The 24,976-nt window shown below is 72.1% G+C and carries 22 protein-coding genes and 2 pseudogenes; 12 read left to right on the top strand and 12 right to left on the bottom strand.

What is annotated here, in order from left to right; translation table 11 throughout:
• Positions 1–27: 27 nt before the first annotated feature.
• Entirely contained in the window at positions 28–234 is a 207-nt protein-coding gene (locus tag K9S39_RS37550; RefSeq protein WP_283113597.1) for a DUF5999 family protein, read from the bottom strand.
• 342 nt (positions 235–576) lie between these two features.
• Positions 577–1,170: a hypothetical protein gene (locus tag K9S39_RS37555; protein WP_248867773.1), complete on the bottom strand. Its 594-nt coding sequence runs from the start codon at positions 1,168–1,170 to the stop codon at positions 577–579.
• A gap of 564 nt (positions 1,171–1,734) precedes the next feature.
• On the opposite strand from K9S39_RS37555, the gene K9S39_RS37560 reads away from it, so the two are divergent.
• The 3 genes from K9S39_RS37560 (at position 1,735) to K9S39_RS37570 (ending at position 4,642) form a co-directional block, all read left to right on the top strand.
• The gene (locus K9S39_RS37560) at positions 1,735–3,282 is read left to right on the top strand and encodes a glutamate--cysteine ligase (protein ID WP_248867774.1); all 1,548 of its coding nucleotides are present in this window, start codon (positions 1,735–1,737) and stop codon (positions 3,280–3,282) included.
• A 211-nt stretch (positions 3,283–3,493) separates the two neighbouring features.
• Positions 3,494–3,766, top strand: coding sequence for a hypothetical protein (locus K9S39_RS37565; protein ID WP_248867775.1), 273 nt, complete (start codon positions 3,494–3,496; stop codon positions 3,764–3,766).
• Positions 3,767–3,874: 108 nt separating this feature from the next.
• The gene (locus K9S39_RS37570; RefSeq protein ID WP_406708080.1) at positions 3,875–4,642 is read left to right on the top strand and encodes a CPBP family intramembrane glutamic endopeptidase; all 768 of its coding nucleotides are present in this window, start codon (positions 3,875–3,877) and stop codon (positions 4,640–4,642) included.
• A 68-nt stretch (positions 4,643–4,710) separates the two neighbouring features.
• Here K9S39_RS37570 and K9S39_RS37575 read toward each other — a convergent pair whose 3' ends face one another.
• Positions 4,711–5,532 carry a PhzF family phenazine biosynthesis protein gene (locus K9S39_RS37575; protein ID WP_248867777.1) on the bottom strand — a complete coding sequence of 274 codons (822 nt, stop codon included), beginning with the start codon at positions 5,530–5,532 and terminating at the stop codon, positions 4,711–4,713.
• Positions 5,533–5,790: 258 nt separating this feature from the next.
• Here K9S39_RS37575 and K9S39_RS37580 point away from each other — a divergent pair, with 258 nt between their 5' ends.
• The 4 genes and pseudogenes from K9S39_RS37580 (at position 5,791) to K9S39_RS37595 (ending at position 9,132) form a co-directional block, all read left to right on the top strand.
• Positions 5,791–6,414 carry a PadR family transcriptional regulator gene (locus K9S39_RS37580; RefSeq protein WP_248867778.1) on the top strand — a complete coding sequence of 208 codons (624 nt, stop codon included), beginning with the start codon at positions 5,791–5,793 and terminating at the stop codon, positions 6,412–6,414.
• Between the two features lie 189 nt (positions 6,415–6,603).
• On the top strand, positions 6,604–7,131 hold the full coding sequence (locus K9S39_RS37585) for a Clp protease N-terminal domain-containing protein (RefSeq protein WP_248867779.1): 528 nt from the start codon (positions 6,604–6,606) through the stop codon (positions 7,129–7,131).
• Positions 7,132–7,180: 49 nt separating this feature from the next.
• A complete protein-coding gene (locus tag K9S39_RS37590) occupies positions 7,181–8,350 on the top strand; it encodes an EamA family transporter (protein ID WP_248867780.1) in 1,170 nt (389 codons plus the stop codon).
• Positions 8,351–8,564: 214 nt separating this feature from the next.
• Positions 8,565–9,132: pseudogene (locus tag K9S39_RS37595) on the top strand (EamA family transporter).
• 149 nt (positions 9,133–9,281) lie between these two features.
• Here K9S39_RS37595 and K9S39_RS37600 read toward each other — a convergent pair.
• The 3 genes and pseudogenes from K9S39_RS37600 to K9S39_RS37610 all read right to left on the bottom strand — a co-directional run.
• A complete protein-coding gene (locus tag K9S39_RS37600; protein WP_248867781.1) occupies positions 9,282–10,055 on the bottom strand; it encodes a maleylpyruvate isomerase family mycothiol-dependent enzyme in 774 nt (257 codons plus the stop codon).
• A gap of 37 nt (positions 10,056–10,092) precedes the next feature.
• Positions 10,093–11,424, bottom strand: a complete 1,332-nt coding sequence (locus tag K9S39_RS37605) for an aldehyde dehydrogenase family protein (RefSeq protein WP_406708187.1) — start codon at positions 11,422–11,424, stop codon at positions 10,093–10,095.
• A pseudogene (locus K9S39_RS37610) lies at positions 11,398–12,084 on the bottom strand (type 1 glutamine amidotransferase domain-containing protein); the annotation flags it as partial. The gene K9S39_RS37605 and the pseudogene K9S39_RS37610, both read right to left, overlap by 27 nt.
• A gap of 267 nt (positions 12,085–12,351) precedes the next feature.
• Between K9S39_RS37610 and K9S39_RS37615 the strand changes: the two are divergent.
• Positions 12,352–12,819 (top strand): MarR family winged helix-turn-helix transcriptional regulator, encoded by a 468-nt coding sequence (locus K9S39_RS37615; RefSeq protein WP_248867782.1) that lies wholly within the window; start codon positions 12,352–12,354, stop codon positions 12,817–12,819.
• 326 nt (positions 12,820–13,145) lie between these two features.
• Positions 13,146–14,273, top strand: a complete 1,128-nt coding sequence (locus K9S39_RS37620) for an NADH:flavin oxidoreductase (RefSeq protein WP_248867783.1) — start codon at positions 13,146–13,148, stop codon at positions 14,271–14,273.
• A gap of 304 nt (positions 14,274–14,577) precedes the next feature.
• Here the strand turns inward: K9S39_RS37620 and K9S39_RS37625 are convergent, their stop codons facing one another.
• On the bottom strand, positions 14,578–15,438 hold the full coding sequence (locus K9S39_RS37625) for a pyridoxamine 5'-phosphate oxidase family protein (protein WP_248867784.1): 861 nt from the start codon (positions 15,436–15,438) through the stop codon (positions 14,578–14,580).
• Positions 15,439–15,645: 207 nt separating this feature from the next.
• Here K9S39_RS37625 and K9S39_RS37630 point away from each other — a divergent pair, with 207 nt between their 5' ends.
• The gene (locus tag K9S39_RS37630) at positions 15,646–16,977 is read left to right on the top strand and encodes an aminotransferase class I/II-fold pyridoxal phosphate-dependent enzyme (protein ID WP_248867785.1); all 1,332 of its coding nucleotides are present in this window, start codon (positions 15,646–15,648) and stop codon (positions 16,975–16,977) included.
• 245 nt (positions 16,978–17,222) lie between these two features.
• On the opposite strand, the gene K9S39_RS37635 is transcribed toward K9S39_RS37630, so the two are convergent.
• Positions 17,223–18,419, bottom strand: a complete 1,197-nt coding sequence (locus tag K9S39_RS37635) for a DMT family transporter (protein WP_406708081.1) — start codon at positions 18,417–18,419, stop codon at positions 17,223–17,225.
• A gap of 74 nt (positions 18,420–18,493) precedes the next feature.
• On the opposite strand from K9S39_RS37635, the gene K9S39_RS37640 reads away from it, so the two are divergent.
• Positions 18,494–19,405, top strand: a complete 912-nt coding sequence (locus K9S39_RS37640; protein ID WP_248867786.1) for a LysR family transcriptional regulator — start codon at positions 18,494–18,496, stop codon at positions 19,403–19,405.
• Positions 19,406–19,583: 178 nt separating this feature from the next.
• Here K9S39_RS37640 and K9S39_RS37645 read toward each other — a convergent pair whose 3' ends face one another.
• The 3 genes from K9S39_RS37645 to K9S39_RS37655 form a co-directional block, all read right to left on the bottom strand.
• The gene (locus tag K9S39_RS37645) at positions 19,584–21,122 is read right to left on the bottom strand and encodes a carboxyl transferase domain-containing protein (protein ID WP_248867787.1); all 1,539 of its coding nucleotides are present in this window, start codon (positions 21,120–21,122) and stop codon (positions 19,584–19,586) included.
• The gene (locus tag K9S39_RS37650) at positions 21,115–22,575 is read right to left on the bottom strand and encodes an acyl-CoA synthetase (protein WP_248867788.1); all 1,461 of its coding nucleotides are present in this window, start codon (positions 22,573–22,575) and stop codon (positions 21,115–21,117) included. The genes K9S39_RS37645 and K9S39_RS37650 overlap by 8 nt, the downstream gene beginning before the upstream one ends.
• Before the next feature lie 298 nt (positions 22,576–22,873).
• Positions 22,874–23,353 carry a pyridoxamine 5'-phosphate oxidase family protein gene (locus K9S39_RS37655; RefSeq protein ID WP_248867789.1) on the bottom strand — a complete coding sequence of 160 codons (480 nt, stop codon included), beginning with the start codon at positions 23,351–23,353 and terminating at the stop codon, positions 22,874–22,876.
• 228 nt (positions 23,354–23,581) lie between these two features.
• Between K9S39_RS37655 and K9S39_RS37660 the strand changes: the two genes are divergently transcribed.
• Complete coding sequence (locus tag K9S39_RS37660) at positions 23,582–24,226, top strand: cysteine hydrolase (RefSeq protein WP_248867790.1); 645 nt, start codon at positions 23,582–23,584, stop codon at positions 24,224–24,226.
• Positions 24,227–24,318: 92 nt separating this feature from the next.
• Here K9S39_RS37660 and K9S39_RS37665 read toward each other — a convergent pair whose 3' ends face one another.
• Entirely contained in the window at positions 24,319–24,855 is a 537-nt protein-coding gene (locus K9S39_RS37665; protein WP_248867791.1) for a Rieske (2Fe-2S) protein, read from the bottom strand.
• Between the last annotated feature and the right edge of the window lie 121 nt (positions 24,856–24,976).

The following is a 24,976-nucleotide window of genomic DNA, read 5'->3' on the forward strand; positions in this document are numbered from 1 at the left end:
CCCTTGACGTTTTGGGCTGTGCGCGAGTCAGGCCGCGGTGACGACCCGTGCGCCGCCGAGCGGCCGGTGCGGGGCGATGACCTGCCCGTTCGGCAGCAGCTCACCGGTGTCCTCGAAGAGCAGGACGCCGTTGCACAGCAGGCTCCAGCCCTGCTCCGGGTGGTATGCCACAGGGTGTGCGGCCTCCCGGTCGGAGGAGTCTGCGGACGGGCAGGGCGGTTGGTGCTGACACATGGAAGTTGTCTTTCGCTGCGGTGTGGTGAACGTCTCGCGGCTCGATGTGGTCGTCATGGCCGCTCCCCCGTTTCATCGATCGGTCCCAGTGTTGCCCTACGGAGGAGATTCCGCAGGGATTTCGCAGCAGCAGTACTCACTCGATAGGGACGCATCACCCGTGCGGGCGGTTGCTCCCCGATCCGTACCTCCCGTAGGCGGTCGGTAGTGGTAACCGTGGGCCGGCCCGCGCGGGTGAGAACAGCGGAGCGCCCCGCGGCCGGAAGGGGTCGCGGGGCACGCTCCTGCGAGACGGCGTACGCCGGGTGCGTCGGCCCGCGGGTCCGCGGCGGCACCGTGGGGTCAGGCGGCCGGTGAACCCAGCAGTGGGGCCGGAGTGAGACGGAGCGTCAGCTGGGGGAGCAGGTCGGCGACGCGCTGCGGGTGGTGGGCGGCGATGCCCGGCGGCGCGGGTGCCAACGGCACCAGCAGATCACCGGGGTCGGGCATGCCGTCGGAGCCGTCCGAGTCGATGTCGTGGTGCAGCCACAGGGTCAGCATGTAGAGCTCCGGTACGGACAGCAACCGCGGCTGGCACGGCACCGTCAGCGACTCGGCCTGCTGCAGGGCCCGTTCGGTCGCGGCGACATAGGGACCGCCGCAGATGTGCGAGAACGTCCAGCCGTCGGCGGTGAGCCGGGCCTCGGCGGTCGCCACGGCACGGTCCCCGCCGCGGATCTGGAAACGCCAGCCGACCAGACGGGTGCGCGGCGGGCCGTCCGTATGGCGCCGGACGTCGTCCCAGACGTGTACGGGCAGCGGGCGGTCCGGGCTCAGCGGGCCCTGATGGGCGCGCAGGCCGGAGACGGGGGCCTCGCGGACGGCGGTGGGCGAGCCGAGGGCGGCGAGAACGCTGCGCAGGGCGGGCGCGGGAGCGGGGGGAACATGCAGCGGCATGATGGGTCGCCTCTCACTTCGGAGACACGGTGGTGCTGGGCAGGTGCGGACGGCGCTGTCAGCGTGCGGGGTCAGAGCAGGGCCGGCCGGGGCTCCGGCGCGGCGGGGTCGGCCGCTGTGCCCCGGCATCGGTGAGATCACCGCGAACTGGGCGCCAAGTCTCTGCCTCGTGAAGGGAGATTATACGACGTATGTTCTCAATATGTTTCGGCTAGCTTCCGTGCGGATTTCCGACAAGGCGGAATCCGGACTCCTGGCCGAGGTGTTTTCCCCCTTTTTGTACGGGGCTTTTGAGGCGCCACCTCGTATTCTTTCGACGGTGTGGTAGGCCGGATCTCGCCGGCGATTTTCACCCGGGAAATGTGGGCGGCTATTGCCACCGAGATATGCCCCTGGGGCCGCTGGTAACTCCGTTGATTCGAGCCTATCGGTACCGGGCCGCCGGTGAGGCGTTATCGATCAGATCACCGGGGCATCATCGACCGTAGCGCGTGCCCCGGCGGCGCCGGGGCGGCCCCAAGCGGCCCGTGGCTGCGGGCCGTTCACTCAAGGAGGGACCCTTCGATGGGGGAGAAGGTCGCCGCGGACGGGATCGATCTGGCGGACCGGGAGCGTTGTCGAAGAAAGCTTCACGAGTGTCTTGAGGCCTTGCGCAGGATGCTGGCGGAGAAGCGGTTCGACCGGCCAAGAAACCTGATGGGCCTGGAGATCGAGCTGAATCTGGCGGGTGCCGACGGGCTGCCCCGCATGATGAACTCCCAGGTGCTCGACCGTATCGCCAGCCGTGATTTCCAGACCGAACTCGCCCAGTGCAATCTGGAGGTCAACGTCATGCCGCACCGTTTGTGCGGCCGTGTCCTCGACCAGCTCGCCGAGGAACTCCGTACCGGGCTCGCCTACGCCGACCGGAAAGCCCGCGAGGTCGCCGCCCGGATCGTGATGATCGGGATACTGCCGACCCTGACCGCCGCCGACCTCACCGCCGCCAGCATCTCCGAGAGCGACCGCTATGTGCTGCTCAACGACCAGATGCGGGCAGCCCGGGGCGAGGACTTCGCGATCGACATCCAGGGCGTCGAACATCTGCTGGCCCGCTCGCCGTCGATAGCGCCGGAGGCCGCCTGCACCTCGGTGCAGCTGCACCTCCAGGTGACGCCGGGCCGCTTCGCCGCCGTCTGGAACGCCGCACAGGCCGTCGCCGCGGTGCAGGTGGCGGTCGGTGCCAACGCGCCCTTCGTCTTCGGGCGCGAGCTGTGGCGCGAGTCCCGGCCGCCGGTCTTCCAGCAGTCCACCGACACCCGGGCGCCCGAACTCAAGGCCCAGGGAGTGCGCCCCCGCACCTGGTTCGGGGAACGCTGGATCGACTCCGTATACGACCTCTTCGAGGAGAACGTGCGCTACTTCCCGCCGCTGCTGCCGTTCTGCGGACCGCAGGAGCCGCTGCGGGTCCTCGACGAGGGCGGGGCGCCCGACCTGGCCGAACTGGTCCTGCACAACGGCACCATCTACCGGTGGAACCGCCCCGTCTACGCGGTCGCCGACGGCGTCGCACACCTGCGGGTCGAGAACCGGGTCCTGCCGGCCGGCCCCACCATCGCCGACGTCATCGCCAACACGGCCTTCTACTACGGCCTGGTGCGCGCTCTGGCCGATCAACCGCGGCCCGTCTGGACCCGGCTGCCGTTCGCCGCCGCGGCCGAGAACTTCGACACCGCCTGCAAGAACGGCATCGACGCGGCCCTCCGCTGGCCGCGCTCCGGGCGCGGCGGAGGCGTCGCCGAGATCCCCGCCGTACGGCTCGTACGCCAGGAACTGCTGCCGCTGGCCGCCGCCGGGCTGGACGCCTGGGGCGTCGAACCGGCCGACCGCGACCACTACCTGGGCATCATCGAAGGGCGCTGCGCACGCCGAGTGAACGGGGCGTCCTGGCAGGCCGCCGCCTACCACCACGCGGTGCACCACGGTCTCGGACGGGACGCCGCGCTCGCCGCGATGACGAGGCGCTACAGCGAGCTGATGCTGACCGGGGAGCCGGTGCACACCTGGCCGCTCGCCTGGGCGGTCGGCCGGCCGATGGTGCCGGAGGCGCGGCGGGTGGTTGAGGGGGCGTAGGCCGGGGTGCGGGGCGGGCTTCGCCGTACGGGTCAGGCTCCGTTGTGTGGGCCAGATTTCGCCCTGTGGGGCAGGGGCGCCTTGGCGCCGGGCTTTGGCTGATGCGCCCTACGGGGCAGGGCTGCTTTGGGACGGGCTTCGGCTGACGCGTACGGACCGACGCCTGCCCGGTGCCGGCACGTCAAGGGGGCCGGTCAGTCAAGCCAGGTCCGTGACCGGCCCGTACCGCCCTGGAGTCCTGGGGGCGGCGCCGATCTCGCCGATCGTGCTCCGCAGCGATCCTCCGGGCAGTTCGTCCTGGCAGTTCCTCGGACCGCCCGGCCGGTTCGGTCCGGAGCGGCTCGGTGCGGCGGCAGGCACCGGTCCGGCCCCCGTGTGCTCAGGTCCGGAGGCGTCGGGCAAGCTGGAGCGTCCAGCGTCCATTCCCGGCCTGTCGCGCGTGATCTTCGTACCCGCTGTCGAGACCCTGGCGGGGCGGTGGTGACGAAGCGGCGGTATCGCGGAAGTGGAGGAAGCCGTGCAGTCGGAGTCAAGTCCGGTGGCCGATGGGGATGTTCCAGGTCAGGGTCCTGGATCGGGGGGTGGCGCGGGGGTGGCCGAAGGGCCTGCCCGGCGCGTTCTGCGCAGTGAGACGCTGATCGTGCTGGCCCTCTCGCTGGGGGCCAGCGCGGTGTCGGCGGTCATCAGCTTCATCGGTTCGGTGACCGAGCCCGGTGGCCTCAAGGACCAGGCGGCGACGCTCAACGGGTCGCACGCGCCCGGCCGGCCATGGCTGGATCTCGCCTGGCAGCTGTTCGGTATCGCGACCGCGCTGGTGCCCGTGGTGCTGGTGGCGCATCTGCTGATGAGGGAACGGGCCGGTGGGCTGCGCGCGGTGGGCTTCGACCGGGGGCGTCCCGGCTTCGACCTGGGCCGGGGTACCGCGCTGGCGGCCGTCATCGGCGGCAGCGGACTGCTGCTCTATCTGGGCGCGCGGGCGGCCGGATTCAATCTGACGGTGGTGCCCGAAGCGCTGCCCGACGTGTGGTGGAAGATTCCGGTACTGATCGCCTCCGCGGTGCAGAACGCCGTGCTGGAGGAGGTCATCGTCGTCGGGTATCTGCTGCGCAGGCTGGGGCAGTTGGGGTGGGCGCCGATGGCGGCGCTGGCGGCCAGCGCGCTGCTGCGCGGCTCGTACCACCTCTATCAGGGCGTCGGCGGCTTCTTCGGCAACATGGTGATGGGCGTGCTCTTCGTGCTGCTGTACCGGCGATGGGGGCGGGTCGGGCCGCTGGTCGCCGCGCATGCCCTGATCGACGTCGTGGCGTTCCTCGGCTACGCGCTGCTCGCGGGCCGGGTGGGGTGGTTGCCGACGCCGTGAGGTGAGGGTGTGGTGAGGCGGGGCGCGCTTCGGGCCCCGCCGCCTGCCGGCCACGGGGACCACCCGGCTCACCCGGTGGCCAGCAGCTCCCCGTCGATGACGGTGACCGCCGAGCCGGTCAGCAGCGTACGTTCGCCGCGCAGTTCGACCCGTACGACGCCGGTACGGGCGCCGCCCTGCCGGCCGACCAGCGCGTTCCGGCCGATGCGCGGCGCCCAGAACGGGGCGAGCGCGGTGTGCGCGCTGCCCGTCACGGGATCCTCGTCGATGCCCACGTACGGGAAGAAGCCGCGCGAGACGAAGTCGTAGCCGCTGTCGGGGTCTTCGGCGCGCGCCGTGGCGATCACGCCCCGGCCGCCGTGCCCGGCAAGGGCCGTGAAGTCCGGGGCCAGCGCCCGTACGGACTTCTCGTCGGGCAGCTCGACGAGCAGATCGCCGACGTTCGGGCCGGTGTCGTGCGCACAGCGGATCTCGGCGCCCAGCGCGTCCGCGACGACCGGCGGCACCTCGACCGGCGTCAGCGGCGCGGTCGGGAAGTCCATGGAGATCGCTCCGCCGTCTCCGGCCGTCGTGGTCAGCACCCCGCTCCGGGTGCGGAAGCGGACCGTGCCGGTGTCCGTCCCGGTGGTGTGCAGGACGTGCGCGGCGGCCAGGGTGGCGTGCCCGCACATGTTCACCTCGGCGGCGGGCGTCAGCCAGCGCAGCGCCCAGTCGGCGTCGCCGCCTGCGGGCAGCGGGTGCGCGAAGGCGGTCTCGGAGAGGTTGACCTCGGTGGCGACCTCCTGGAGCCAGGCGTCGTCGGGGAAGGCGTCGGAGTCGAGGAGTACGACTCCCGCGGGGTTGCCGGCGAACGGACGCTCCGTGAAGGCGTCGACGATGCGAATTCTCATGGCCGGGAGCGTAGGGGCGGCACAAAACCGCAGGCCAAGGCCAATCTCGGGAAATTGGCCCCGGAAGGGGGTGCTCGGGATTGCTCGGCGAACAGTTGCGATATATCGTTGAGGCATCGCGATCGGTCAACGATGGTGGCCGATCGGTCAGGGGGTTGATCGCTTGGGCCCCTGGCCCTCTGGCTTTCGGCCACTGGAACATTCAGGACTCGGATCGACGCCCGGCCGATGAGGCCGGTCAATCAGAAGGAGGACGCCATGCGTTCCCAAGGACACGACCACGGACATGAGTACCGGCACGAGCACTGCGGACCCGGGCGCCACGGCGGCCGGGGCGACTTCGCCGGCGGCTTCGAGCGTCGGCGCGCCGCCTTCGGGCCGTTCGGTCCGCCCTTCGGGGGACCGTTCGGCGGTGGCCGGGGCCGCAGCGGCGGGCGCGGCCGGGCGCGGCGCGGTGATGTGCGCGCCTCGATCCTGGCGCTGCTCAAGGACCGTCCGATGCACGGCTACGAAATGATCCAGGAGATCGCCGAGCGCAGCGGCGGGGCGTGGAAGCCCAGCCCCGGCTCGGTCTACCCGACCCTCCAGCTCCTGGAGGACGAGGGGTTGATCACCAGTGCCAGTGAGGGCGGCAAGAAGCTCTTCTCGCTGACCGACTCCGGGCGCACGGAAGCCGACAGCGGCTCGGACGCGCCCTGGGAGGACGCCGGTCGCGGCGTCGACTGGGAGGCGATGAACGAGATCCGCAAGGCGGGCGGGGGCCTGGTGGAGGCATTCCGCCAGGTGTGGGCCACCGGCACTCCCGAGCAGCGGGAGAAGGCCATGGCGGTGGTCAACAAGGCGCGCAAGGAGCTGTATTTGATCCTGGCGGAAGAGGACTGAGGGGTCGCCTGCGGCGGGTCGGTCCGCAGGACGGCTTCCGGAGGCCCGGCGCCGCTGCCGAACAGCTCCGCGCAGCGGAACTCCTCCTTGAGGAGGAGATGCGGTGCGGGCATCCACAACCAGGGTGGGATGCGCAAATGCTTCCCTCCGGGGATGTTCGGCTCCCCAGGGGCTGGTGGGGTGGAGACCGTGCAAAACGGTACTGCGTACACCGGCGGAGGCTCCGCCCAGGACGACCTCGACGGACGGCTCACCGTGGAGCTCGCGTCAGTCGTCTCCGCCGCCCGCAGGCGGGCCACCCGCGACGGCGACCGACAGGTGGACACCGCGCATCTGCTGCACGGCCTCCTGGAATCGGACCCCGCGGTACGCGACACCTTCGACGGCGCGCCGCAGATCGCCCGGCTGCTCGGCTATCTCGTCCAGCGCAGCATCGGCTACGGACTCCAGTGGCACGGCACCGTCGAGGACTCCGGCGCCGTCCCCCTGGTCACCGAGGGCGGCGTGCCCGGCTGGTCGCCCGCCGCGGCCGCCGCCCTGGACGGCGCACTCGACCGCGCCCACGCCCGTTACGCGACCCGCGCGGGCTGTCTCGACCTGCTTGCCGCCCTGGTGGACGATCCCGAGTCCCGGGCCGTCGAAGTACTGCGCCGCGCCTCCGTCGATCCCGCCGTGCTCTCCGCGCGCCTCGACGGGAAGGCCTCCGGCCAGGAATGACAGGGGTATTGGGGGCGGCGCCGCTGACGGCGGCTGTCATGATGACCCGATGCACGCGTCTTCGGGGAGGCAGGCCGGTCCGGTGACCGCCATGGGCCACGGAACTCCAGGGTCCGTGGAGACCCAGCAGCAACGGCCCGTGCCGGGGGTGCCCGGCGGCGGTACGGCACGGGGGAGGGGCGGCGCCCTCGCCATCGCGCTGCTCTCCGCCTTCGCGTTCGGCGGCTCGGGCGTGGCCGCCAAGCCCCTGATCGCGGCCGGACTCGAACCGCTGCACGTCACCTGGCTCAGGGTGGCCGGCGCCGCGCTGGTCATGCTGCCCCTCGCCTGGCGCCACCGCGACCTGCCGCGCCGACGGCCGACCCTGCTCGCGGGCTTCGGACTGCTCGCCGTCGCCGGTGTCCAGGCGTGCTACTTCGCCGCGCTCTCCCGTATCCCCGTCGGCGTCGCGCTGCTCATCGAATACCTGGCACCCGCCCTCGTCCTGGGCTGGGTGCGCTTCGTCCAGAAACGGCCGGTGACCCGCGCCGCGGCGGTCGGTGTCGTGCTGGCCGTCGGTGGGCTGGCCTGTGTCGTCGAGGTGTGGTCCGGGATGGCCTTCGACGTCATCGGGTTGGCTCTCGCGCTTGGCGCGGCCTGCTGCCAGGTGGGCTACTTCGTGCTCTCCGACCACGGCGGCGACGGCGATGACGCGGTGGATCCGCTCGGTGTGAGCGCCTACGGACTGCTGATCGGTGCCGCCGTGCTGACGCTCATCGCCAGGCCCTGGGGCATGGATTGGACCGTGCTCGGCGGCAGCGCGGACATGAACGGCACCATGGTGCCCGCCGCACTGCTCCTCGGATGGATCGTGCTGATCGCCACGGTGCTCGCCTATCTCACCGGCGTGGTGTCGATCCGCATGCTGTCCCCGCAGGTGGCCGGTGTGGTCGCCTGCCTGGAAGCGGTGATCGCTACGGTCCTGGCCTGGGTGCTGCTCGGCGAACACCTCTCCGCGCCGCAGATCGTCGGCGGATCGGTGGTGCTGGCCGGCGCCTTCATCGCGCAGTCGGCCAAGCCGAAGTCGACGGAATCGGTGACGGTGGCCGGTTCCACCGCGCCCGGAGAGCCGCCCGTCCCGGGGAGCCGCGCCTCCTCGACGCGCCCCGGGCACCCCGCGTGCTCGGGGCACTCCGGGCACTCCGGAAACGACTTGTCGGCCGGCTCGCCCGCCCCGTAAGGTCACGATCATGCATGCGACTGTGCTGGTGCTGCTCCCTCCCGCCGCCTAGCGCGGGCGGCGGCCTCCGAGGAAGACCCTCCCCCAAGTTCTGGACGAGCAGGGGGATCCCCACGGGAAGGTTCCCGAGCCGGTCGACGCTGCCCGCACACGGGACCACGCGACCATCCCGCGGCGCACCGCGCCGTCCTGGATTTCCCGGAGCACCTTTCCCATGCATGCCACTTCCGCCTCCGCCCTGCCCGTAGGCCGGGGGCTGTTGTACGTCACGCTCGCCGCGACCGCCAGGGGTACCGCGGGCGCGGCCGCAGCGCTCCTCTACCGCGGCAGCGGACTCGGCCCGCTCTCCCTCACCTTCTGGCGCACCCTCGGCGGCCTGGCCCTGCTGCTCGCCGTACGCGTACTGCGCCTCGACGATCAGCGCCTTCGCGGTCGGCGCGCTGTGCCTGCTGCCCTTCGCGGCGGCGGAGGGGCTGTGGCCCCAGGCACACGACCTGGGCCGCAGCCTCCTCCTGATGGCCTATATCGCGGCCGTGCCGACGGCGCCGGCCTACGGGCTGTACTTCGCGGGGCTGGCCGCCGTGCGCGCCGCGACCGCTTCGGTGATCTCACTGATCGAGCCGGTGTCGGCGGCGGCCATCGCGGTGCTGTTCCTCGGCGAACGGCTCACGATGGCGACCGCGGCCGGAACCGCCGTACTGCTGACGGCCGTTGCTGCGCCGACGGTGACGGAGGCACGTGGCGCGGCGACGGCGGCCCGGTCGGCGCCGGTGGTGGGCTGAGACGGATGCCCGGCCGGGCGCGTCCGGCACGGTGAGTGCGCGGGGCGCGGCGGCCGGGCATGTTGGGGGCTGCAAGTCAGGGCCTGACCCGGGCTCGCTGCCGGTCATGTGTGTGCGACGCCTTCGCGCCCCACCCCTGAAACGACCGGTTAGAAGGCCGAGTTGGCGAACCAGTGCAACAGCAGGTCCTGGTCGCCCTCGTGCTCGACGGCCCCGGTGGTGTGGTGACGACGGCCGTAGAGCAGCAACAGGAGGTCGGCCGCGGTTGCCCGGACGGTCGCGTCCGCGGTGGTGTCCGCTGGTGCGCCGGCCTGTTCGATCCCGAAGCCGTCGGGGCTCAGGCTGACGAGCCAGTCGGCGTTCTTGTCGGTGGTGTGGAAGCGGATGGTCTCGCCGGTCCCGCGCAGGTTGGCCACCTTGGGTGCGAAGAAGGCGGCGAACGGCAGGTTGACGAGGAACTCGTCGATCCCGTCGACCGCGAGCGCGCGGTCGATCGCGGGCCGGAGTCCGAGGGCCAGCTCGGCGTCGGCCCGGTGCACCAAGGTCTCGAAGAGCATCCGGCGCGCCCAGAAGCGGACATGCTGGTCGGCGCCCCACGCCCACATCGGCAGGTTCGGTTCCGTGGCGGTGAACGCGTCGGCGGCCACGGCCGCGCTCTCGACCAGCCAGCCGGGGTAGGCGTCGGTCCTCGCCGGGAGCCGGAGTTCTGCCTCGTGGTTTTGCGGGGGGCTTTGGATGTGTGCGTTCAGCAGGGAGGCGAACCAGCGCTGCACGCTGCCGGTGTGCTTGACCAGGTCGGCCAGCGTCCAGCCGGGGCAGGTGGGCACGGGGGTCGCCAGGTCGGCCCCGTTGAGCACGGCGGTGAACGTGGCGGTCTCGGCCGCCACGGCCGCGCGGTGGCCGATGGGGTGGCAGGAGGTCATGGTGTCGTTCCTCTGGAAGGGTCGGCCGGCGGGGCGGTCAGTTCAGCGGCTTGTCGAGGATCGCCTTGGTGTGGCTGAACGTCTCGATGGAGTACTCGCCGTGGTAGCGGCCCATGCCGCTCTCCCCGACACCGCCGAACGGCAGCTCGGGCACCGCCAGGTGGGAGACCGGCAGGCCGAAGGCGAGGGCACCGGAGGAGGTTTCCTCCGTGAGCCGCTGCTTGGTCCGCTCCGAGCCGGTGAAGGCATACAGCGCGAGCGGCTTGTCGCGCTCGTTGATGAAGGCGATCGCGGCGTCGAGGTCGGGCACGGTGACGACCGGCAGGATCGGGCCGAAGATCTCCTCCTGCATCACGGGGGCGTCGGGGGAGACATCGGCCAGCACGGTGGGGGCGAGGTAGCGACTCGCGCGGTCGTGGTCGCCGCCGGTGACGACGCGTCCGGAGCCGAGCAGGGCGGTGAGCCGGTCGAGGTGCCGCTCGTTGACGATCCGTCCGTATTCGGGGGCGGCCGCCGGGTCGTCGCCGTACGCCGCGCGGACCGCGAGGGCCAGCTGCGTTTCGAGTTCGGCGGCGGTGTCGCCGACGGCGAGGAGGTAGTCGGGGGCGACGCAGGTCTGGCCGGCGTTGAGGAACTTGCCCCGGACGATCCGCTGGGCGGTGGCGGCCAGGTCGGCACCCGGCTCGACCACGACCGGGCTCTTCCCGCCGAGTTCGAGGGTGACGGGGGTGAGGTGCCGGGCCGCGGCCGTCATGACGATCCGCCCGACCGTTCCGTTGCCCGTGTAGAAGACGTGGTCGAAACGCTGCTCCAAGAGCGCGGTGGTCTCGGCGACGGCGCCCTCGACCACGGCCACGGCGTCCCGGCCGAGGTAGCGGGGCAGCAGCCGGGCCAGCGCGGCCGACGTGGCCGGGGCCAGTTCGCTGGGCTTGACCACGGCGGTGTTGCCGGCCGCGAGGGCACCCACCAGCGGGGTGAGGACCAGCTGGAGCGGGTAGTTCCACGGAGCGATGATCAGCACGACGCCGAGCGGATCGCGGACCACCCGGGCATCGGCGGGGCGGAAGGCGTCGGGAACCGCGGCCGGCTTCGGCCGCAGCCATTCCTCCAGGTGCTCCACCGTGTGGTCGAGCTCGTTGAGGGTGAAGCCGATCTCGGTCCGGTACGCCTCGGCGGGCCCCTTGCCGAGGTCGGCGTGCAGGGCGTCGAGGAGGACGTCGGACTGCTCGGTGAGCAGCGCGCGCAGGGCGCTCAGCCGGCCGAGGCGCCAGGCGAGCGGCTTGGTGCGGCCGGTGTCGAAGGTGGTCCGCAGGCGTGCCGCCACCGTCGCCGGGTCGGTGGACAGGGCGTCGACGAGCGTGCGGGCCAGGGCCGCGGAGGAGCCAGGGTTCTGACCGGTGTGCAGGTTGCGGTCGGTCACGGTGTGCGGGGTGAAGGGGGCGGCCTCCACGGCGCCGAGCTCGACCAGGCGGTCCTGGACCAGCCACGGGGCCTCGGCGGCGAGACCGACGGCGGCCTCCTCCGTGTTGGTGAAGGACGTCATCCGGTAGCCGGCGAAAGGCCAGCTGCCGTCCTCGCGGCGGGCGGCGAGGAGTGCGGCGGGGGCGTGGCAGACCACCCCCAGCGGCCTGCCCGAGTCGAGGGCGTGGGTGAGGATCCGGCCGGAGTGCTCGTTGACCGCGAGGTCCTCCATCGGGCCGTGGCCGCCGGGGTAGAAGACCAGGTCGTAGGCGTCGGGGTCGATGTCCTCCAGCTTGGCCGGAGCGTCGAGTCCCTCGCGGATCGCGTCGAGGTACGCGCTGATGGCGGCGGCGGGCTCGGTGCCGCCGTTCGCTGCCGCGCTCAGGCTGCCCTGGTCGACAGGGGCGGGGACACCGCCGGGGGTGGCGATGGTGATCTCGTAGCCCGCCTCACGGAAGATCCGGTGCGGCTCGGCCAGCTCCTCGGCCCAGTAGCCGGTCGGGTGCGGGGTGCCGTCGGCGAGAGTCCAGTGGTCGGCTCCGGTGACGACGAAGAGCGCGGAGGGCATGGTGGTGCTCCTGAATGACGTGTGGCGATGTGTGGTGACGTGGTGCGGGGGGCGGCGGACCGGGGTGGTCAGAGCTCGGCGTGAACAGCCTCAGCCGCCGACCGACGGGCTCGCCGGCGGCGACCGGGACGGTGGTGGCGAACGGCCCACCCGACCAGGAGGTCGAAGCAGAGATTGAAGCCTTACATGATTGAGGACCTCAAGCAATGAGATGAAGGTAGAATCTCAATGATTGAGCAGTCAAATAATTTCGCCTAGGCTGGAGCCATGAGTCGCCCGAAGCCGCCCGCACCGCCACCGGTCTCCCCGCCGACGGCTCCCGCGCCCACGCCCGCACAGCTGATGGACCAGCTCGCGCAGGCGGCGGCCCTCTACTACCGGAACTTCGCAGCCGTGGCGGCGGAATGTGATCTCACCCTGATGCAGGGCAAGATGCTCGGCCTGCTGCGGCGGCCGATGCCGATGCGGACCCTCGCCGACCTGCTGGCCTGCGATGCCTCGAACGTCACCGGCATCGTCGACCGCTTGGCGGCGCGTGGTCTGGTGCGCCGGGAGCCCGATCCTGCTGACCGGCGGGTCAAGAGGGTGATGCTGACCGAGCAGGGCGAGGAGACCGTTCGGCGCATCCGCTCCGAGCTGATGTCCAACCTCACGGGGCTGGAAAACCTCGGAGAGGAGGACCGGCGCTCCTTCCAGCGCCTGCTGAGCGCAGTCCTTCCCGTCACCTCCACCTGACGGACGCCGAAGGCGACGCCGCGTCGAGCGCGAGCTGACGACCGGGCGGCGGACTCGGATCGGCTCTGCACGCGCGCGGCGGACTCGGATCGCCGGATCGGCTCCGCACGGCAACACCCGCGACGCTCCTCGGTGTTCGGTGTTGGGTGGTAGGTGTTGGGTGTCCGGCCGCAGGAGCCCTGGCCGCCCCTGGCGCTGGGCGCGTGTCCGGGATCACAGAGCGACTCGCAGGACGGGCGGAATGCCGCGACCGCCGGGACGGTTGCTCCTCACGCGCATTCAATGCCCGTTGCACATACGGCCTGGTACCTACGAGGAGCACTCCCGTGACCGTCACCGCGTCCTCCGCCTCCCGCGTGGCCGAGATCCTGTCCCGGCCCGTCACGCTGAACGGCCTGACCGTCCCCAACCGCATCGCGATGGCGCCGATGACCCGCATGTTCTCCCCGGGCGGCGTCCCCGGTGAGGACGTGCGGTCGTACTACGCCCGGCGCGCCGCCGCCGGTGTGGGCCTGATCGTCACCGAGGGGACCTACGTCGGTCACGAGTCGGCCGGGTCCAGCGACCGTGTGCCGCGGTTCCACGGCGAGGAACAGCTCGCGGGGTGGGCGAAGGTCGCCGAAGCCGTACACGCGGCGGGCGGCACGATCGTGCCGCAGCTGTGGCACATCGGCATGGTCCGCAAGCAGGGCGATGCGCCCTGCGCCGACGCCCCCGCCGTCGGCCCCTCCGGCATCCGCGTCGACGGCACCGAGGGCACCGGCAAGGCGATGACCCGGCGCGACCTGGACGATGTCATCGGCGCCTTCGCCGAGGCCGCCGCGGCCGCCGAGCGCACCGGCTTCGACGGCGTCGAACTGCACGGCGCCCACGGCTACCTCCTCGACCAGTTCCTGTGGGCGAGGACGAACCGCCGCACCGATGCCTACGGCGGCGACCCCGTGGCCCGTACGACGTTCGCTGCCGAGATCGTGGCCGCGGTCCGCGAGACCGTCTCGCCCGACTTCCCGGTGATCTTCCGCTACTCGCAGTGGAAGCAGGAGGCGTACGACGCGAGGCTCGCCGAGACCCCGGAGGAGCTGGAGGCGATCCTGACCCCGCTCGCCGCGGCCGGCGTCGACGCCTTCCACGCCTCCACCCGCCGCTACTGGCTCCCGGAGTTCGACGGCTCGGACCTGAACCTGGCGGGCTGGACCAAGAAGCTCACCGGCAGGCCCACCATCACCGTCGGCTCGGTAGGCCTCGACGGCGACTTCATCCGTGCGTTCGCGGGCGAGGGTGCCGCGGTCGGCAGCATCGACAACCTCCTCGACCGCCTGGAGCGCGACGAGTTCGACCTGGTCGCCGTCGGCCGCGCCCTGCTCCAGGACCCGGAGTGGGCGGCGAAGGTCCTGGGGGACCGGTTCGAGGAGCTGAAGCCGTACGACGCGGGGGCGCTGAAGACGCTGGCGTAGCAGGAATGGCTGAAGTAGCCGGAGCAGCAGGAGTAACTGGAGCAACTTGCGTAGTTGGAGTAGCTGAAGCGCTGAAGTAGCTGAAGTGGTGTCCTGCCCAGGTAGTTGATGCGCCCGGGCGAACGGCTCCGGCCGGGCGGCCGCGCTGCCCGGCCGGAGGCTCGAACGCATCCGCCGCGAAGTCCTCCGGGGCGGACCGGACCGCAGTCAGCTCCCCGTCACAGGCACCCCGTGCCCACGTCCAACCGGGCATGGAGCTGCCGTCGGGCCGGAAGGGGTCCACAGTGGATCGGCCCGGGATGCCTCAACCGTCGGCGGCGGGGGAGAGCGGGGAGCGTGCGGAGGACGTGGCAGGCGCGGAGGACGCGGCGGGTGCGGAGGACGCGGCGATCCTGGAGAGGTACGCCGGGAGAGCGGTGCCGGGACCGAGGTCGTCGGACGGTATGGGGGTGCCGTACACGGGCGCCACGGGCAGCACGCCGCTCCAGTAGGGCAGCGCGAGGTCCTCCGGATCGTCGTTGGGGCCACCGGTGCGCATCTTGGCGGAGACCTCACGCAGGTCGAGACGGATCACGGCGGTGGCGGCCAGCTCCTTGGCGTTGGCCGGCCGGGAGTCCGCGGCGCGGCCCGGCACGACCTGGTCGACGAGCGCGTCGAGCGCGGTCGTCTTCTCGGCCGGATCGGTGACCTGGTGGGCGGTGCCGTGGACCACGACGCTGCGGTAGTTGAGCGAGTGATGGAAGGCGGACCTGGCCAGGACCAGACCGTCGACGTGGGTGACGGTGACACAGACCGCGAGGCCGGGGGCCGCCGTCCCGCCGGCCGTCCGCAGCGGGCGGGAGCCCGTCGAACCGTGCAGGTAGAGGCGCTCGCCGACGCGGCCGTAGAGCGTGGGCAGGACGACGGGGGCGCCGTCGCGCACGAAGCCGAGGTGGCAGACGTATCCCGCGTCGAGAATCGCGTGCACTGTTTCACGGTCGTAGGTGGCGCGCTGGCGGGCGCGGGTGGGAATCGTGCGATCGGTGGCCGCGTATGCCGCGTGCGCCCTGTACGACTCGTGCGACCCGTCCTCGTGCGACTCGTGCACCTCGCGCGTCCCGTCGTCTGTCGCCTCTGCCGGCCCCTTCACCATCTCGTTCGTTGATTCCTCCGTTGATTCCTTCACAGGTTCCTTCTCCGATTGCTGCGCCGGTGCCGCTGACGACGTCCGTGGCGATTCCCACGCTCCGTCCCCACGCTCCCCCTGCTCTGCCCGCTGCACGCGCTCTCGCCGCAGCGTCTGCTCTGCCGGCGTCATGTGCTCGACCTGCTCTGCCGGCTCGACTCGCTCGACCACTTGCCAACTCCATTGCACTAGTGCATAATCATGTTTGTGCTAGGAGAGTATCGGATTGAAGGGCGGCGTGCATCGGAGATTGCCGCCAGTGTCGAGCGAGCCGTCGGTGCGGGCGACCTCCAACCGGGCGAAGTGCTGCCCCCGCTGAGGGAGTTGGCCGTCTATCTGGAGGTCAATCCGAACACCGTCGCGGCCGCCTACCGCACGCTGCGCGACCGAGGTGTGATCGAAACCGCCGGCCGGCGCGGCAGCCGGGTGCGCCCGCGCCCCGCCAGTACTCCGCGGGAGGCGCTGCGGGTAGAGGTGCCGCCGGGACTCCGGGACGCCTCGGACGGCAACCCCGACCCGGCCCTGCTTCCCCCGCTGGAGCGGGCGCTGGCCGAGGCCGCGGCGCGCAGCGCCAGCCGCCCCGTGCTCTACGGCGCGCCCGCCGTCGATGACGATCTCGCGGCACTGGCCCGCTCGGCCTTCGCCACCGACGGTGTGCCGGACGGCCCCATAGCCGTCACCAGCGGCTCACTGGACGCCATAGAGCGCGTACTGGCCGCACACCTCCGGCCCGGTGACACCGTCGCGGTGGAGGACCCGGGGTGGGGCAGCCTGCTGGACCTCATCCCCGCGCTCGGCCTGCGCGCCGCACCGGTCGGGCTGGACGACGAAGGGCCGCTGCCCGGGCAGTTGGCGCGCACACTCCAGGACGGTGTCCGGGCCGTGGTCGTCACCGACCGGGCACAGAACCCCACCGGAGCGGCCGTCACCCGCTCCCGCGCCACCGAACTGCGCACCTTGCTCGCCGACCACCCCGGCGTCCTCCTCATCGAGGACGACCACGGCCACGGCATCGTCGATCTCCCGCTGCATCCGCTCGCCGGTGTCACCGACCATTGGGTGCTGGTGCGCTCGACGGCCAAGGCGTACGGTCCCGACCTGCGCCTGGCGGTGCTCACCGGCGACGCCGTGACGGTGGACCGGGTGCGCGGTCGTCAGCGCCTCGGGCCCGGCTGGATCAGTCATCTGCTTCAGGACGCGGTGGCGCACTTGTGGCGGACATCCGCGGTCGATCCGACGGCGGTCGCCGGGGAGTACGGCCGGCGGCGCGAAGGGCTGATACGCGCGCTGGCGGAGCGCGGAGTGCGCGCACGCGGGCGCAGTGGGATGAACGTCTGGGTACCGGTCCCGGACGAGACGGGTGCGGTCGCCCGACTCCTGCACTCCGGCTGGGCGGTGGCCCCTGGCGCGCGCTTCCGTATGCAGTCCCCACCGGGTGTTCGGATCACCGTGTCCGGCCTGTCCCAAGATGACATGGAGCCGATGGCAGATGCGGTCACTTCGGCGATGGGGGTGGGTGAGGCTCGACGGTATGAGTGAGGGGGTGGGGGCCGCGCTGTGCAGCTGGGTGGCGGGGGCTGAAGTGGGGTGCGGCGCCTGGTCGGTCGGGCGGCCCCAGGTCGGGCCAAGCTGAGTCGGGCAGTCGGTCGGCGGGGGCAGGGCCTCCTTCCGCGATGGCTCAGTGACGGTCGATTGGGGGCACTCGGTGGATGGGGGCTGGGTGAGGGAGAGGGCGGTGAAGTGTCGTCGCCGTTGGCCAGTTGGCTGCGCACCCCTGGAGTGGTCTACGTGTCGGCGCCGGGCTCGGCCGTGGTGCACGGGACCGTCGTAGACGTGGACTGGGCGGTCGTGGACGGTGCCGTGGCTGGGAGCTTGGCCCCTGGGAGCTTGGTGCCCGGGAACTCGGTGCGCGGGAGCTTGGTGCGCGAGGTCGTCGGGGTGGGGCTCATGGGGCGGGGCTTGCTTTGGGTGAGGGCGGCGCCGGCCAGGACGATGACGGCGCCGACCGGCGTGTTCCAGCTCAGCGGTTCGTTCAGGAGCGCCACACCGGCGGTGGTGGCGATCACCGGGATGAAGTAGGTGACCATTTGGGCATTGGTGGGGCCGACCTCGGCGACCAGGCCGTACTGCAGGAGGAAGGCGAAGCCGGTGCCCAGCGTGCCGAGCGCGAAGACGGCGAGTAGCGGGACGAGCGGGAGGGTGGCCGGAAGGGACGTGAACAGGGGTGTCGCGACGGCCAGTTGGAGGGTGGCCAGCATCAGCTGAGCGCTGGACATGGAGAGGTGGGAGTGCTTGGCGCTCGCCAGGGTGCGGCGCACGTAGATCCAGCCGATGGGGTAGCAGAGCGAGGCGCCCAGGGCCATCGCGGTGCCCGCCAGGTCCGTGCCGGCGAAGCCCTGCCAGGCGCCGAGCACGGTGAGTACGCCCAGGAAGCCGATCCCCAGTCCCGCGACGCGGCGCCGGGTGGGGCGGTCCTCGGAGAGTGCGACGACCGACAGCGCCATGCCCCACAGCGGGGAGGTGGCGTTGCAGATGCCGGCCAGTGTGGAGGGGATCGTCAGTTCGGAGTACGCGAAGAGGGAGAACGGGAGGGCGTTGAGGAGGAACGCGGCGACTGCCAGGTGGCCCCAGGTACGGGCGGAGCGCGGCAGTCGCTCGCGCTTGATAACCAGCATGGTCGCCAGCACCATCGCGCCGAATGCGACCCGGCCCAGCGTGACTTGCAACGGCGCGAAAGCGTGGGTGCCGAGCTTGATGAACAGGAAGCTGAAGCCCCAGACCAGGCACAGGGCGGCGAAGCGGACCGGCCAGGCGAGGGCCCGCCGTCGGCCGGGGCGGCTCCCGGATGCGGGGGAGGCCGGAGCATCCGCGCCGGCGGCCATAGCGGCTGTCGTCGCGCTGGTCGGGGTGGTCGTGGTGCTCACGGTCGGAGGGTTCGTGCTGTGTGCGGTGGCGTTGGACGGGCCGGTGGTGGTGCTCATGGCGTCTACGATGCGGGGCAGTACTTCGTAGCACAAGCGAGATTTTGTGGCCGGTATCGCTTAGCATTGCTTATGTGTTGAACCTTGATCGCCTCCGGACGCTGAGCGCGGTCGCCCGCCACGGTTCGGTGAGCGCGGCCGCCGACGGACTGCATGTGACGACCTCGGCCGTCTCGCAGCAGATCGCCAAGCTGGAGCGGGAGACCGGACAGCAACTGCTGGCGAAGAACGGGCGCGGGGTGCGGCTGACCGACGCAGGACGGCTGCTCGCCGACCATGCGGTGCGCATCCTCTCCCAGGTCGAGCTGGCGCAGGCCGACCTGGAGGCGCATCGCGGCCAGGCGGTCGGTGAGCTCCGGATGGGTGCGTTTCCCACCGCGGCCCGCGGGCTCTTCCCGGCCGCGCTCGCCGCGCTTCGCGCCGAACACCCGCAGATCCGCGCGCGGCTCTCGGAGCTGGAACCGGAGGATTCCGTACGGGGCGTGGTGCACGGCGATATCGATCTCGCGGTCGTCCTCGACTGGTACAACCGGCCGCTGTCGCTGCCCGACGGGCTGGCGAAGGCCCCGCTCCTCGACGACCCGGCCGATGTGGCGATGCCGTCGGACCACCGGCTGGCGCACCGGCGGTCGGTGGAGCTGGAGGATTTCGCGGACGATGAGTGGATCTCCTGGCCGCAGGGCGAGTTCTGCCACGACTGGCTGATGTTCACGCTGCGCAGCAAGGGCGTTGAGCCGCGCATCGCGCATATGGCGGAGGAGCACAACACCCAACTGGCGCTGATCGCCGCCGGGCTGGGGGTCGCGGTCGCCCCGCGTCTTGGTCGTGGGCCGGTGCCGGAAGGGGTGAGTGTGGTGCCCGTACGTCATCCGATGCGCCGTCACGTGTACGCCATCTGGCGCGCCGATGCCGACCGCAGGCCGTCGATCCGGGCCGCCGTCGGCGCACTCCGGGCAGCGGGGAAGCGCATCGCGGGCGGTAGCTGATCACCTGCCCGACTGCCGGCGGCGCTCGTCTGCGACCGACGCCGTCCGCCCGGCGCCCGGCGCCTGCCCTGACGGCCCGCCACGCCCGTCAGGCCCGTCGAACTGTCACGCCCGCCTGGCCGGTTCGACCAGCACGCCCGTCAGGCCGATCGCAATCGGCGGATCGTCCTTGGATCCGTCAGGCCGGTGGAACGATGTCCCGAACCACTCCCATTTCCAGCAAGTCTTGTGGCCGGATGCGGAGTTGGTCTGCGGTGTCCCGCACCTGCTGTTCGTCGCGTTTGAGGATGGCGGCGGCCAGTTCCGGGGCGATCACGGAGAAATAGCTGTCGGGCGTCGCCCAGAGCCGGCCCGGTGCGGCGAGGGCCAGCGCGCCTCCGGAACCGCCCTCGCCTATGAGCAGGGAGGTGACCGGTTCCCGGGCCGTAGCGAGCGCGGCGAACGCGTCGGCGATGGCCGCACCGGCGCCGGCACGTTCGGCCGCCGCGTCATTGGCGGCACCCGGGGTGTCCACGAGGGTGAGAACCGGTATCCCGATCCGGTCCGCGAGGCGGACGAGACGGGCGGCGGTACGGAACCCGGCCGGGCGGGTGGCGGTGCCGCACTGGGCCGCGAAGGCGATGGTCCGGCCCTCGCGATGGCCGAAGCCGCAGCGCATCCCGGGGTCGACGCCACCGCACCGGTCGCCGCTGAGCTCCTCCCAGTCGTCGAAATACGCACGCAGATACGCCTCGGCGCGCGGCCGCCGGGCATCACGGGCGCCGGCCACCGCATCCCAGCCACTCTCCGGCAGATCGTGCGTGCCCAGCGCGTACGGGGGAGGCGCCGGCTCGGAAGCCGCTTCGGCCCCGGACTCCCTTGCTCCGCCGAGCAGTTGAAGCCATCGCCGCAGGGTGGCGCGCAGGGCGTCGGGCGGGACGACGGCGTCGATGTGGCCGGCCGCGAGCTGACCCTCGGCCGAGTAGGCGTGGGGATCGGCATCGCCGGGGCGTACCCGCGAGCCCGCGAAGCCGACCTGTGCACCGGGCAGGGCGAGGATCACATCGGCGCCCGCGCCGAGCGTCGCCCAGCCGCCACCCGTCGTCGGATCGCGCAGTACGGCGATCTGCGGCAGCCCCGCGGCACGGTTCAGCGCGGACTGCCCGGCCACCCGCTGGAGCTGGGTCAACGCCCGCATACCTTCCTGCATCCGGCTGCCGCCCGTGGCGATCAGCGACACGACGGGCAGGCCCCGCTCGCGTGCCAGACCGTACGCGGCCTCCAGGCGGTCACCGGTGCGTTCGCCGATGGAGCCGCCCAGGTAGCCGAACTCGAAGGAGAGGAGGACGGTTGTGGCGCCGCCTATGGCGGCGAGGGCGGTGACCACCGACTCGTCCTCGCCCGTCCGTGCCTGGGCGCGTGCCCGGGAGGCGTCGTAGCCGGGCCAGCCGAGCGGGCCGTCCGGCTTGTCCCCACCGGGCCGGTGCGCGGTGCGGCGCCCTCCGGGACCGTCGGGGGTGGGCAGTTCGGTATACGTATCCGCCACCGCCGCGATGGCCTGACGGGCGGTCAGTCGCTGACAGGGCGCCGTGCCCCGCACGGCGTGCGGCGCGCTGCTCGCACGGGCCCGCGCGGAGCTCTCGCCGTCCCGCGCCGGGCTGCCGCCGTCCCGCCCGGGGCGTGTGCCGTCGCGCGTCGGGCCCCGGCTGTCAGGCGCAGCGCCTTCCCTCTCAGGCATGGAGCTCTCGTTTCAGGATCTTGCCCATGTCATTGCGTGGCAGCGCCGCCACGAAGTGCACGGTGCGTGGTCGTTTGTGCGGTGCGAGCTGGTGGGCGACGTGGTCGGCGAGCTCCTGGCCGGAGGGCGGCGGTCCGGCGTCCGGGCCGGTGTCGGCCACGATCCAGGCGACGATCCGCTCGCCGAGGTCCTCGTCCGGCTCGCCCGTGACGGCCGCCTCGGCGACCCCGGGGTGCGCCAGCAGCGTGTTCTCGATCTCGCCCGCGCCGATTTTGTAGCCGCCGCTCTTGATCAGGTCGGTGGCCTTGCGGCCGACGATGCGGTAGTTCCCCTGGGCGTCGCGGAGCGCCATGTCACCGGTGCGGAACCAGCCGCCCTGGAAAGCCGCGTCGGTGGCATCGGGGCGGTTGAGGTACTCGACGAAGAGGTTCGGGCCGCGGACCTCGATCTCGCCCACCGTCTCGCCGTCGCTGCTCTCGATGGCCTGGCCCGTGTCGTCGACGAGCCGGACGTACACCCCCGGCAGCGGTACGCCGACGGTCCCCGGGGCATCCGGGCCGTCCGCCCGCACGCTCGTGTTCATCAGCGTTTCCGTCATGCCGTAGCGCTCGATCACCCGCCGCCCGGTGGCCGCCGCGATCCGTTCATGATCGGTCAGCGGCAGCGCGGCCGAACCGGAGACCAGCAGCCGGGCCCGGGACAGCGCCTTGGCGAGCGCCGGGTCCCGGCCCGCCTCGACGGCCAGCCGGTGGTACATCGTCGGCACACCGAACAGCATCGTGCCGTTCGCCGACAGTTCCCGGGCGACGCCGTCGGTGCTGAAGCGCCTCAGATGGTGGACGCTGCCGCCGCGGCGCAGCGGGCCGAGGACGCCGAGGATCAGGCCGTGGACGTGGAAGAGCGGCAGGGCGTGGACGAGGACGTCGTCGGCCGTCCACTGCCAGGCGTCCGCCAGGGCGTCGAGGGTGTGGGCGATGGCGCGCCGGGGGATGACGACGCCCTTGGGCGGACCGGTGGTGCCGGAGGTGTAGACGATCAGGGCCGGTGCCTCGTCGCCCGGTTCGTACGGGAGCGCGACCGGCTCGGACTCCTCGGGGGGCTCGGCCGCCTCGACGTCGACGCGGGGGAGCGCGGCGAGGCCGGCCGGAAGGTCGGCGCCGGGCTCGGCGAGGACGAGCGACGGCGCGCTGTCCGCCACGATGTGCGCCAGCTCGCTCTCGCCGATCTTCGGATTCACCGGCACCGCGGGCACCCCCGCGAGCAGCGCGGCGACCACGCCGACCGAGGTCTCCAGCGTCGGGGTCGCCCAGATGGCGATGCGGGTATGGCCGCCGATCCGGTCGGCGAGCGGGCCCGCCACCGCGGCCAGTTGGTGATAGCTGAGCGCGCGGTCGCCGAAGCGCAGCGCGGGTGCGGGCGAAGCGTCCCACAGAGCGGGGAAGAGCACGTTCACCGGATCTCCTTCGTCCTCGTCGGCGCCCGGCCCGGCACGGCCGGAGCTGCCCCGTTCCCGCGGCCGTGGCGGCGGGGAACGAGCTGACGGATACCACTCTCGCAGAGACCACTGACAATGCGATCTCCGTGACCGGCGACGCGATCGCTTCGAGCCGATGAGGCAGGTCACTGCCCGACAGCGGCGCGATTCCCTGTCCGGCCGCCGCGCAATCCCCTGCCAGGTCGCCCCCAGCCACCGTCGGTCACCGCCGATGACCACACGGTTTCCGCCGTCGTCGCACCGTGCCCGCCCGCCCTCACCCCGGGATCTTGCGGAAGTCCCACGAGGCGACGGAATCCGGCGTCAGCCGCAGCCACGCGTGCCGCCCGTCGTGCGGCATCGCGTCCGTCCCGAAGTACTTCGCAGCGAACAGTCGCTCCGGGGCGTCCAGTTCGGGGCACGGCTCGCCCGTCCGGGGCGCCTCCCCGACGAAGGCCGCACGCCCCGCCAGCTCGGCCCCGCGCAGCTCCCCGTACTCGTGCCCGTCGTCGACGACCACCGCGATCCGCGGGTCCTTGCGCAGCTGCGCCCACCGCTTGCTACGGGTGATCGAGTACAGCCACAGCGCCGATCCGTCCCAGGCGAACCACAGTGCCCCGATGTGCGGCGCGCCGTCGCCGCCCACCGTGGCGACCCGGCAGGTCCGCTGCTCCGTCAGGAACGCGTCGAGCTCGCCCGGCGTCATCATGATCCGGCGTCCGCGCCGCTGTGTGCCGGTTCTTCGCGCCTCGGTCATCCGTTATCGCCCTCCGCCGTACGGCCGTCACCCGACATCAACTGACGCTTTGTCAGAATAACCCTCGGGGAATCAGTGGGGGCTCTTCCGCGCCGGGCGCAATGCCGGATACTCTCGCGCGCCTCGAACAGGTCCGCCGGAACGGGGCCCGTACGGAAAGGCCGGAATGGGGACCCGTACGGAAACGCTGGAACGGGAAGCGCATACGGAAAGGCCGGAAGGAAAGCGATGCCTTCGGACCCACGGCTCTTCGAGCAGCTGGACCCGGCCTCGACGGTGCTGCTCACCGTCGAGTGCCAGCGCGGCGTGGTCGGCCCCGACAGCGCGCTGCCCGAACTCGCCGACGCGGCCCGCAAGTCGGGGGCGCTGACGAATGTCGCCCGACTGGTCGCGGCCGCCCACGACGCCGGTGTCCAGGTGTTGCACGCGGTGGCCGAACGCCGTCCCGACGGTCGCGGCGCCAGCCACAACGCCCGCCTCTTCAAGGCGGCCGAGCGGCTGCCCGTCCAGCAGACGATCGGGTCCACCGCCGTACGCGTCGCCGACCCGATACCGGTCACCGAGGACGACCTGGTGGTGCGCAGGCTGCACGGGCTCTCGCCGATCGCCGGGACCGAGGTGGACGCGCTGCTGCGCAACGTCGGATGCCGGACACTGATCGTCACCGGGGTGTCGGCGAATGTGGCGGTACCCAACGCGGTGTTCGACGCGGTCAACCTCGGCTACACGGCCGTGGTGCCCGCGGACGCCATCGCGGGGGTGCCCGCCGACTACACCCCCGCGATGGTCCGCAACACCCTCGCTCTGGTGGCCACGGTCACGACTACCGATGCCGTTCTGACCTGCTGGAAACGGCCGCGCCGCGCCCGCTGACCCGGGGCGGGGCGGCGCGGTGCCGCTCCCGGCGAGGGCCGCTGCCCGGCCGGTTCGCCACCGATTCGCGGTGGCCGGCCGGGCGTGACCGGTCAGCCGAGCATGACCGAGCCGCCCTCGACGTTCACCTTGGCCGCCGGCAACCCCTTGGTCGCGGGCCCCTCCCGCACACTGCCGTCCGTGAGGTCGAACCTGCTGCCATGGCACATGCAGTTGATGGTGCCGCCGGAGACCTCGCCGACGACGCAGCCCGCGTGGGTGCAGATCGCGGAGAACGCCTTGAACTCGCCGTCCTGCGGCTGTGTGACGACGACCTTCTCGGCCTTGAAGATCTTGCCGCCGCCCTTGGGGATCTCCGAAGTCTTCGCCAGGCCGCTCCTGCCGCCCGCCGTGCCCCCGGTGGCACCTCCGTCGCCGCCGTTCCCTCCGGTGCCGCCCGCTCCGCCGGCTTCCGCGGCGGCCGGCTGCTCTCCGTCCGCGACCTCCGCGCCGCCGCCGCACGCCGCCAGCGCCGCCGTCAGCCCGGCCGCGCCGACCGCCGCGACCACGGTGCGCCGCGCCGTTCCGCCGCCCGCTCCCGTGGCCGCGTCGCTCTCGCCGGTCCGCTCCAATGGTGCCTGTCGAGCCATGGTGTGCCTCCGGTTCCTGGTGCCTTCGGTGCGCGCTGCGGCAGACGGCCACGTCGTCACGCGACTCCTCTGCCGTACGTCAGCCATACCGTGCTTCCTGCACGCCGTGTGCCAAGCGCGC

It is taken from the genome of Streptomyces halobius, assembly GCF_023277745.1.
In the GTDB taxonomy this organism is placed as follows: domain Bacteria; phylum Actinomycetota; class Actinomycetes; order Streptomycetales; family Streptomycetaceae; genus Streptomyces; species Streptomyces halobius.

Excerpts from the sequence above, each read along its gene's own strand:
- K9S39_RS37550 (WP_283113597.1), bottom strand. The coding sequence starts at position 234 with ATGTGTCAGCACCAACCGCCCTGCCCGTCCGCAGACTCCTCCGACCGG.
- K9S39_RS37555 (WP_248867773.1), bottom strand. The coding sequence starts at position 1,170 with ATGCCGCTGCATGTTCCCCCCGCTCCCGCGCCCGCCCTGCGCAGCGTT.
- K9S39_RS37560 (WP_248867774.1), top strand. The coding sequence starts at position 1,735 with ATGGGGGAGAAGGTCGCCGCGGACGGGATCGATCTGGCGGACCGGGAG.
- K9S39_RS37575 (WP_248867777.1), bottom strand. The coding sequence starts at position 5,532 with ATGAGAATTCGCATCGTCGACGCCTTCACGGAGCGTCCGTTCGCCGGC.
- K9S39_RS37580 (WP_248867778.1), top strand. The coding sequence starts at position 5,791 with ATGCGTTCCCAAGGACACGACCACGGACATGAGTACCGGCACGAGCAC.
- K9S39_RS37590 (WP_248867780.1), top strand. The coding sequence starts at position 7,181 with ATGCACGCGTCTTCGGGGAGGCAGGCCGGTCCGGTGACCGCCATGGGC.
- K9S39_RS37600 (WP_248867781.1), bottom strand. The coding sequence starts at position 10,055 with ATGACCTCCTGCCACCCCATCGGCCACCGCGCGGCCGTGGCGGCCGAG.
- K9S39_RS37615 (WP_248867782.1), top strand. The coding sequence starts at position 12,352 with ATGAGTCGCCCGAAGCCGCCCGCACCGCCACCGGTCTCCCCGCCGACG.
- K9S39_RS37635 (WP_406708081.1), bottom strand. The coding sequence starts at position 18,419 with ATGAGCACCACCACCGGCCCGTCCAACGCCACCGCACACAGCACGAAC.
- K9S39_RS37645 (WP_248867787.1), bottom strand. The coding sequence starts at position 21,122 with ATGCCTGAGAGGGAAGGCGCTGCGCCTGACAGCCGGGGCCCGACGCGC.
- K9S39_RS37655 (WP_248867789.1), bottom strand. The coding sequence starts at position 23,353 with ATGACCGAGGCGCGAAGAACCGGCACACAGCGGCGCGGACGCCGGATC.
- K9S39_RS37660 (WP_248867790.1), top strand. The coding sequence starts at position 23,582 with ATGCCTTCGGACCCACGGCTCTTCGAGCAGCTGGACCCGGCCTCGACG.
- K9S39_RS37665 (WP_248867791.1), bottom strand. The coding sequence starts at position 24,855 with ATGGCTCGACAGGCACCATTGGAGCGGACCGGCGAGAGCGACGCGGCC.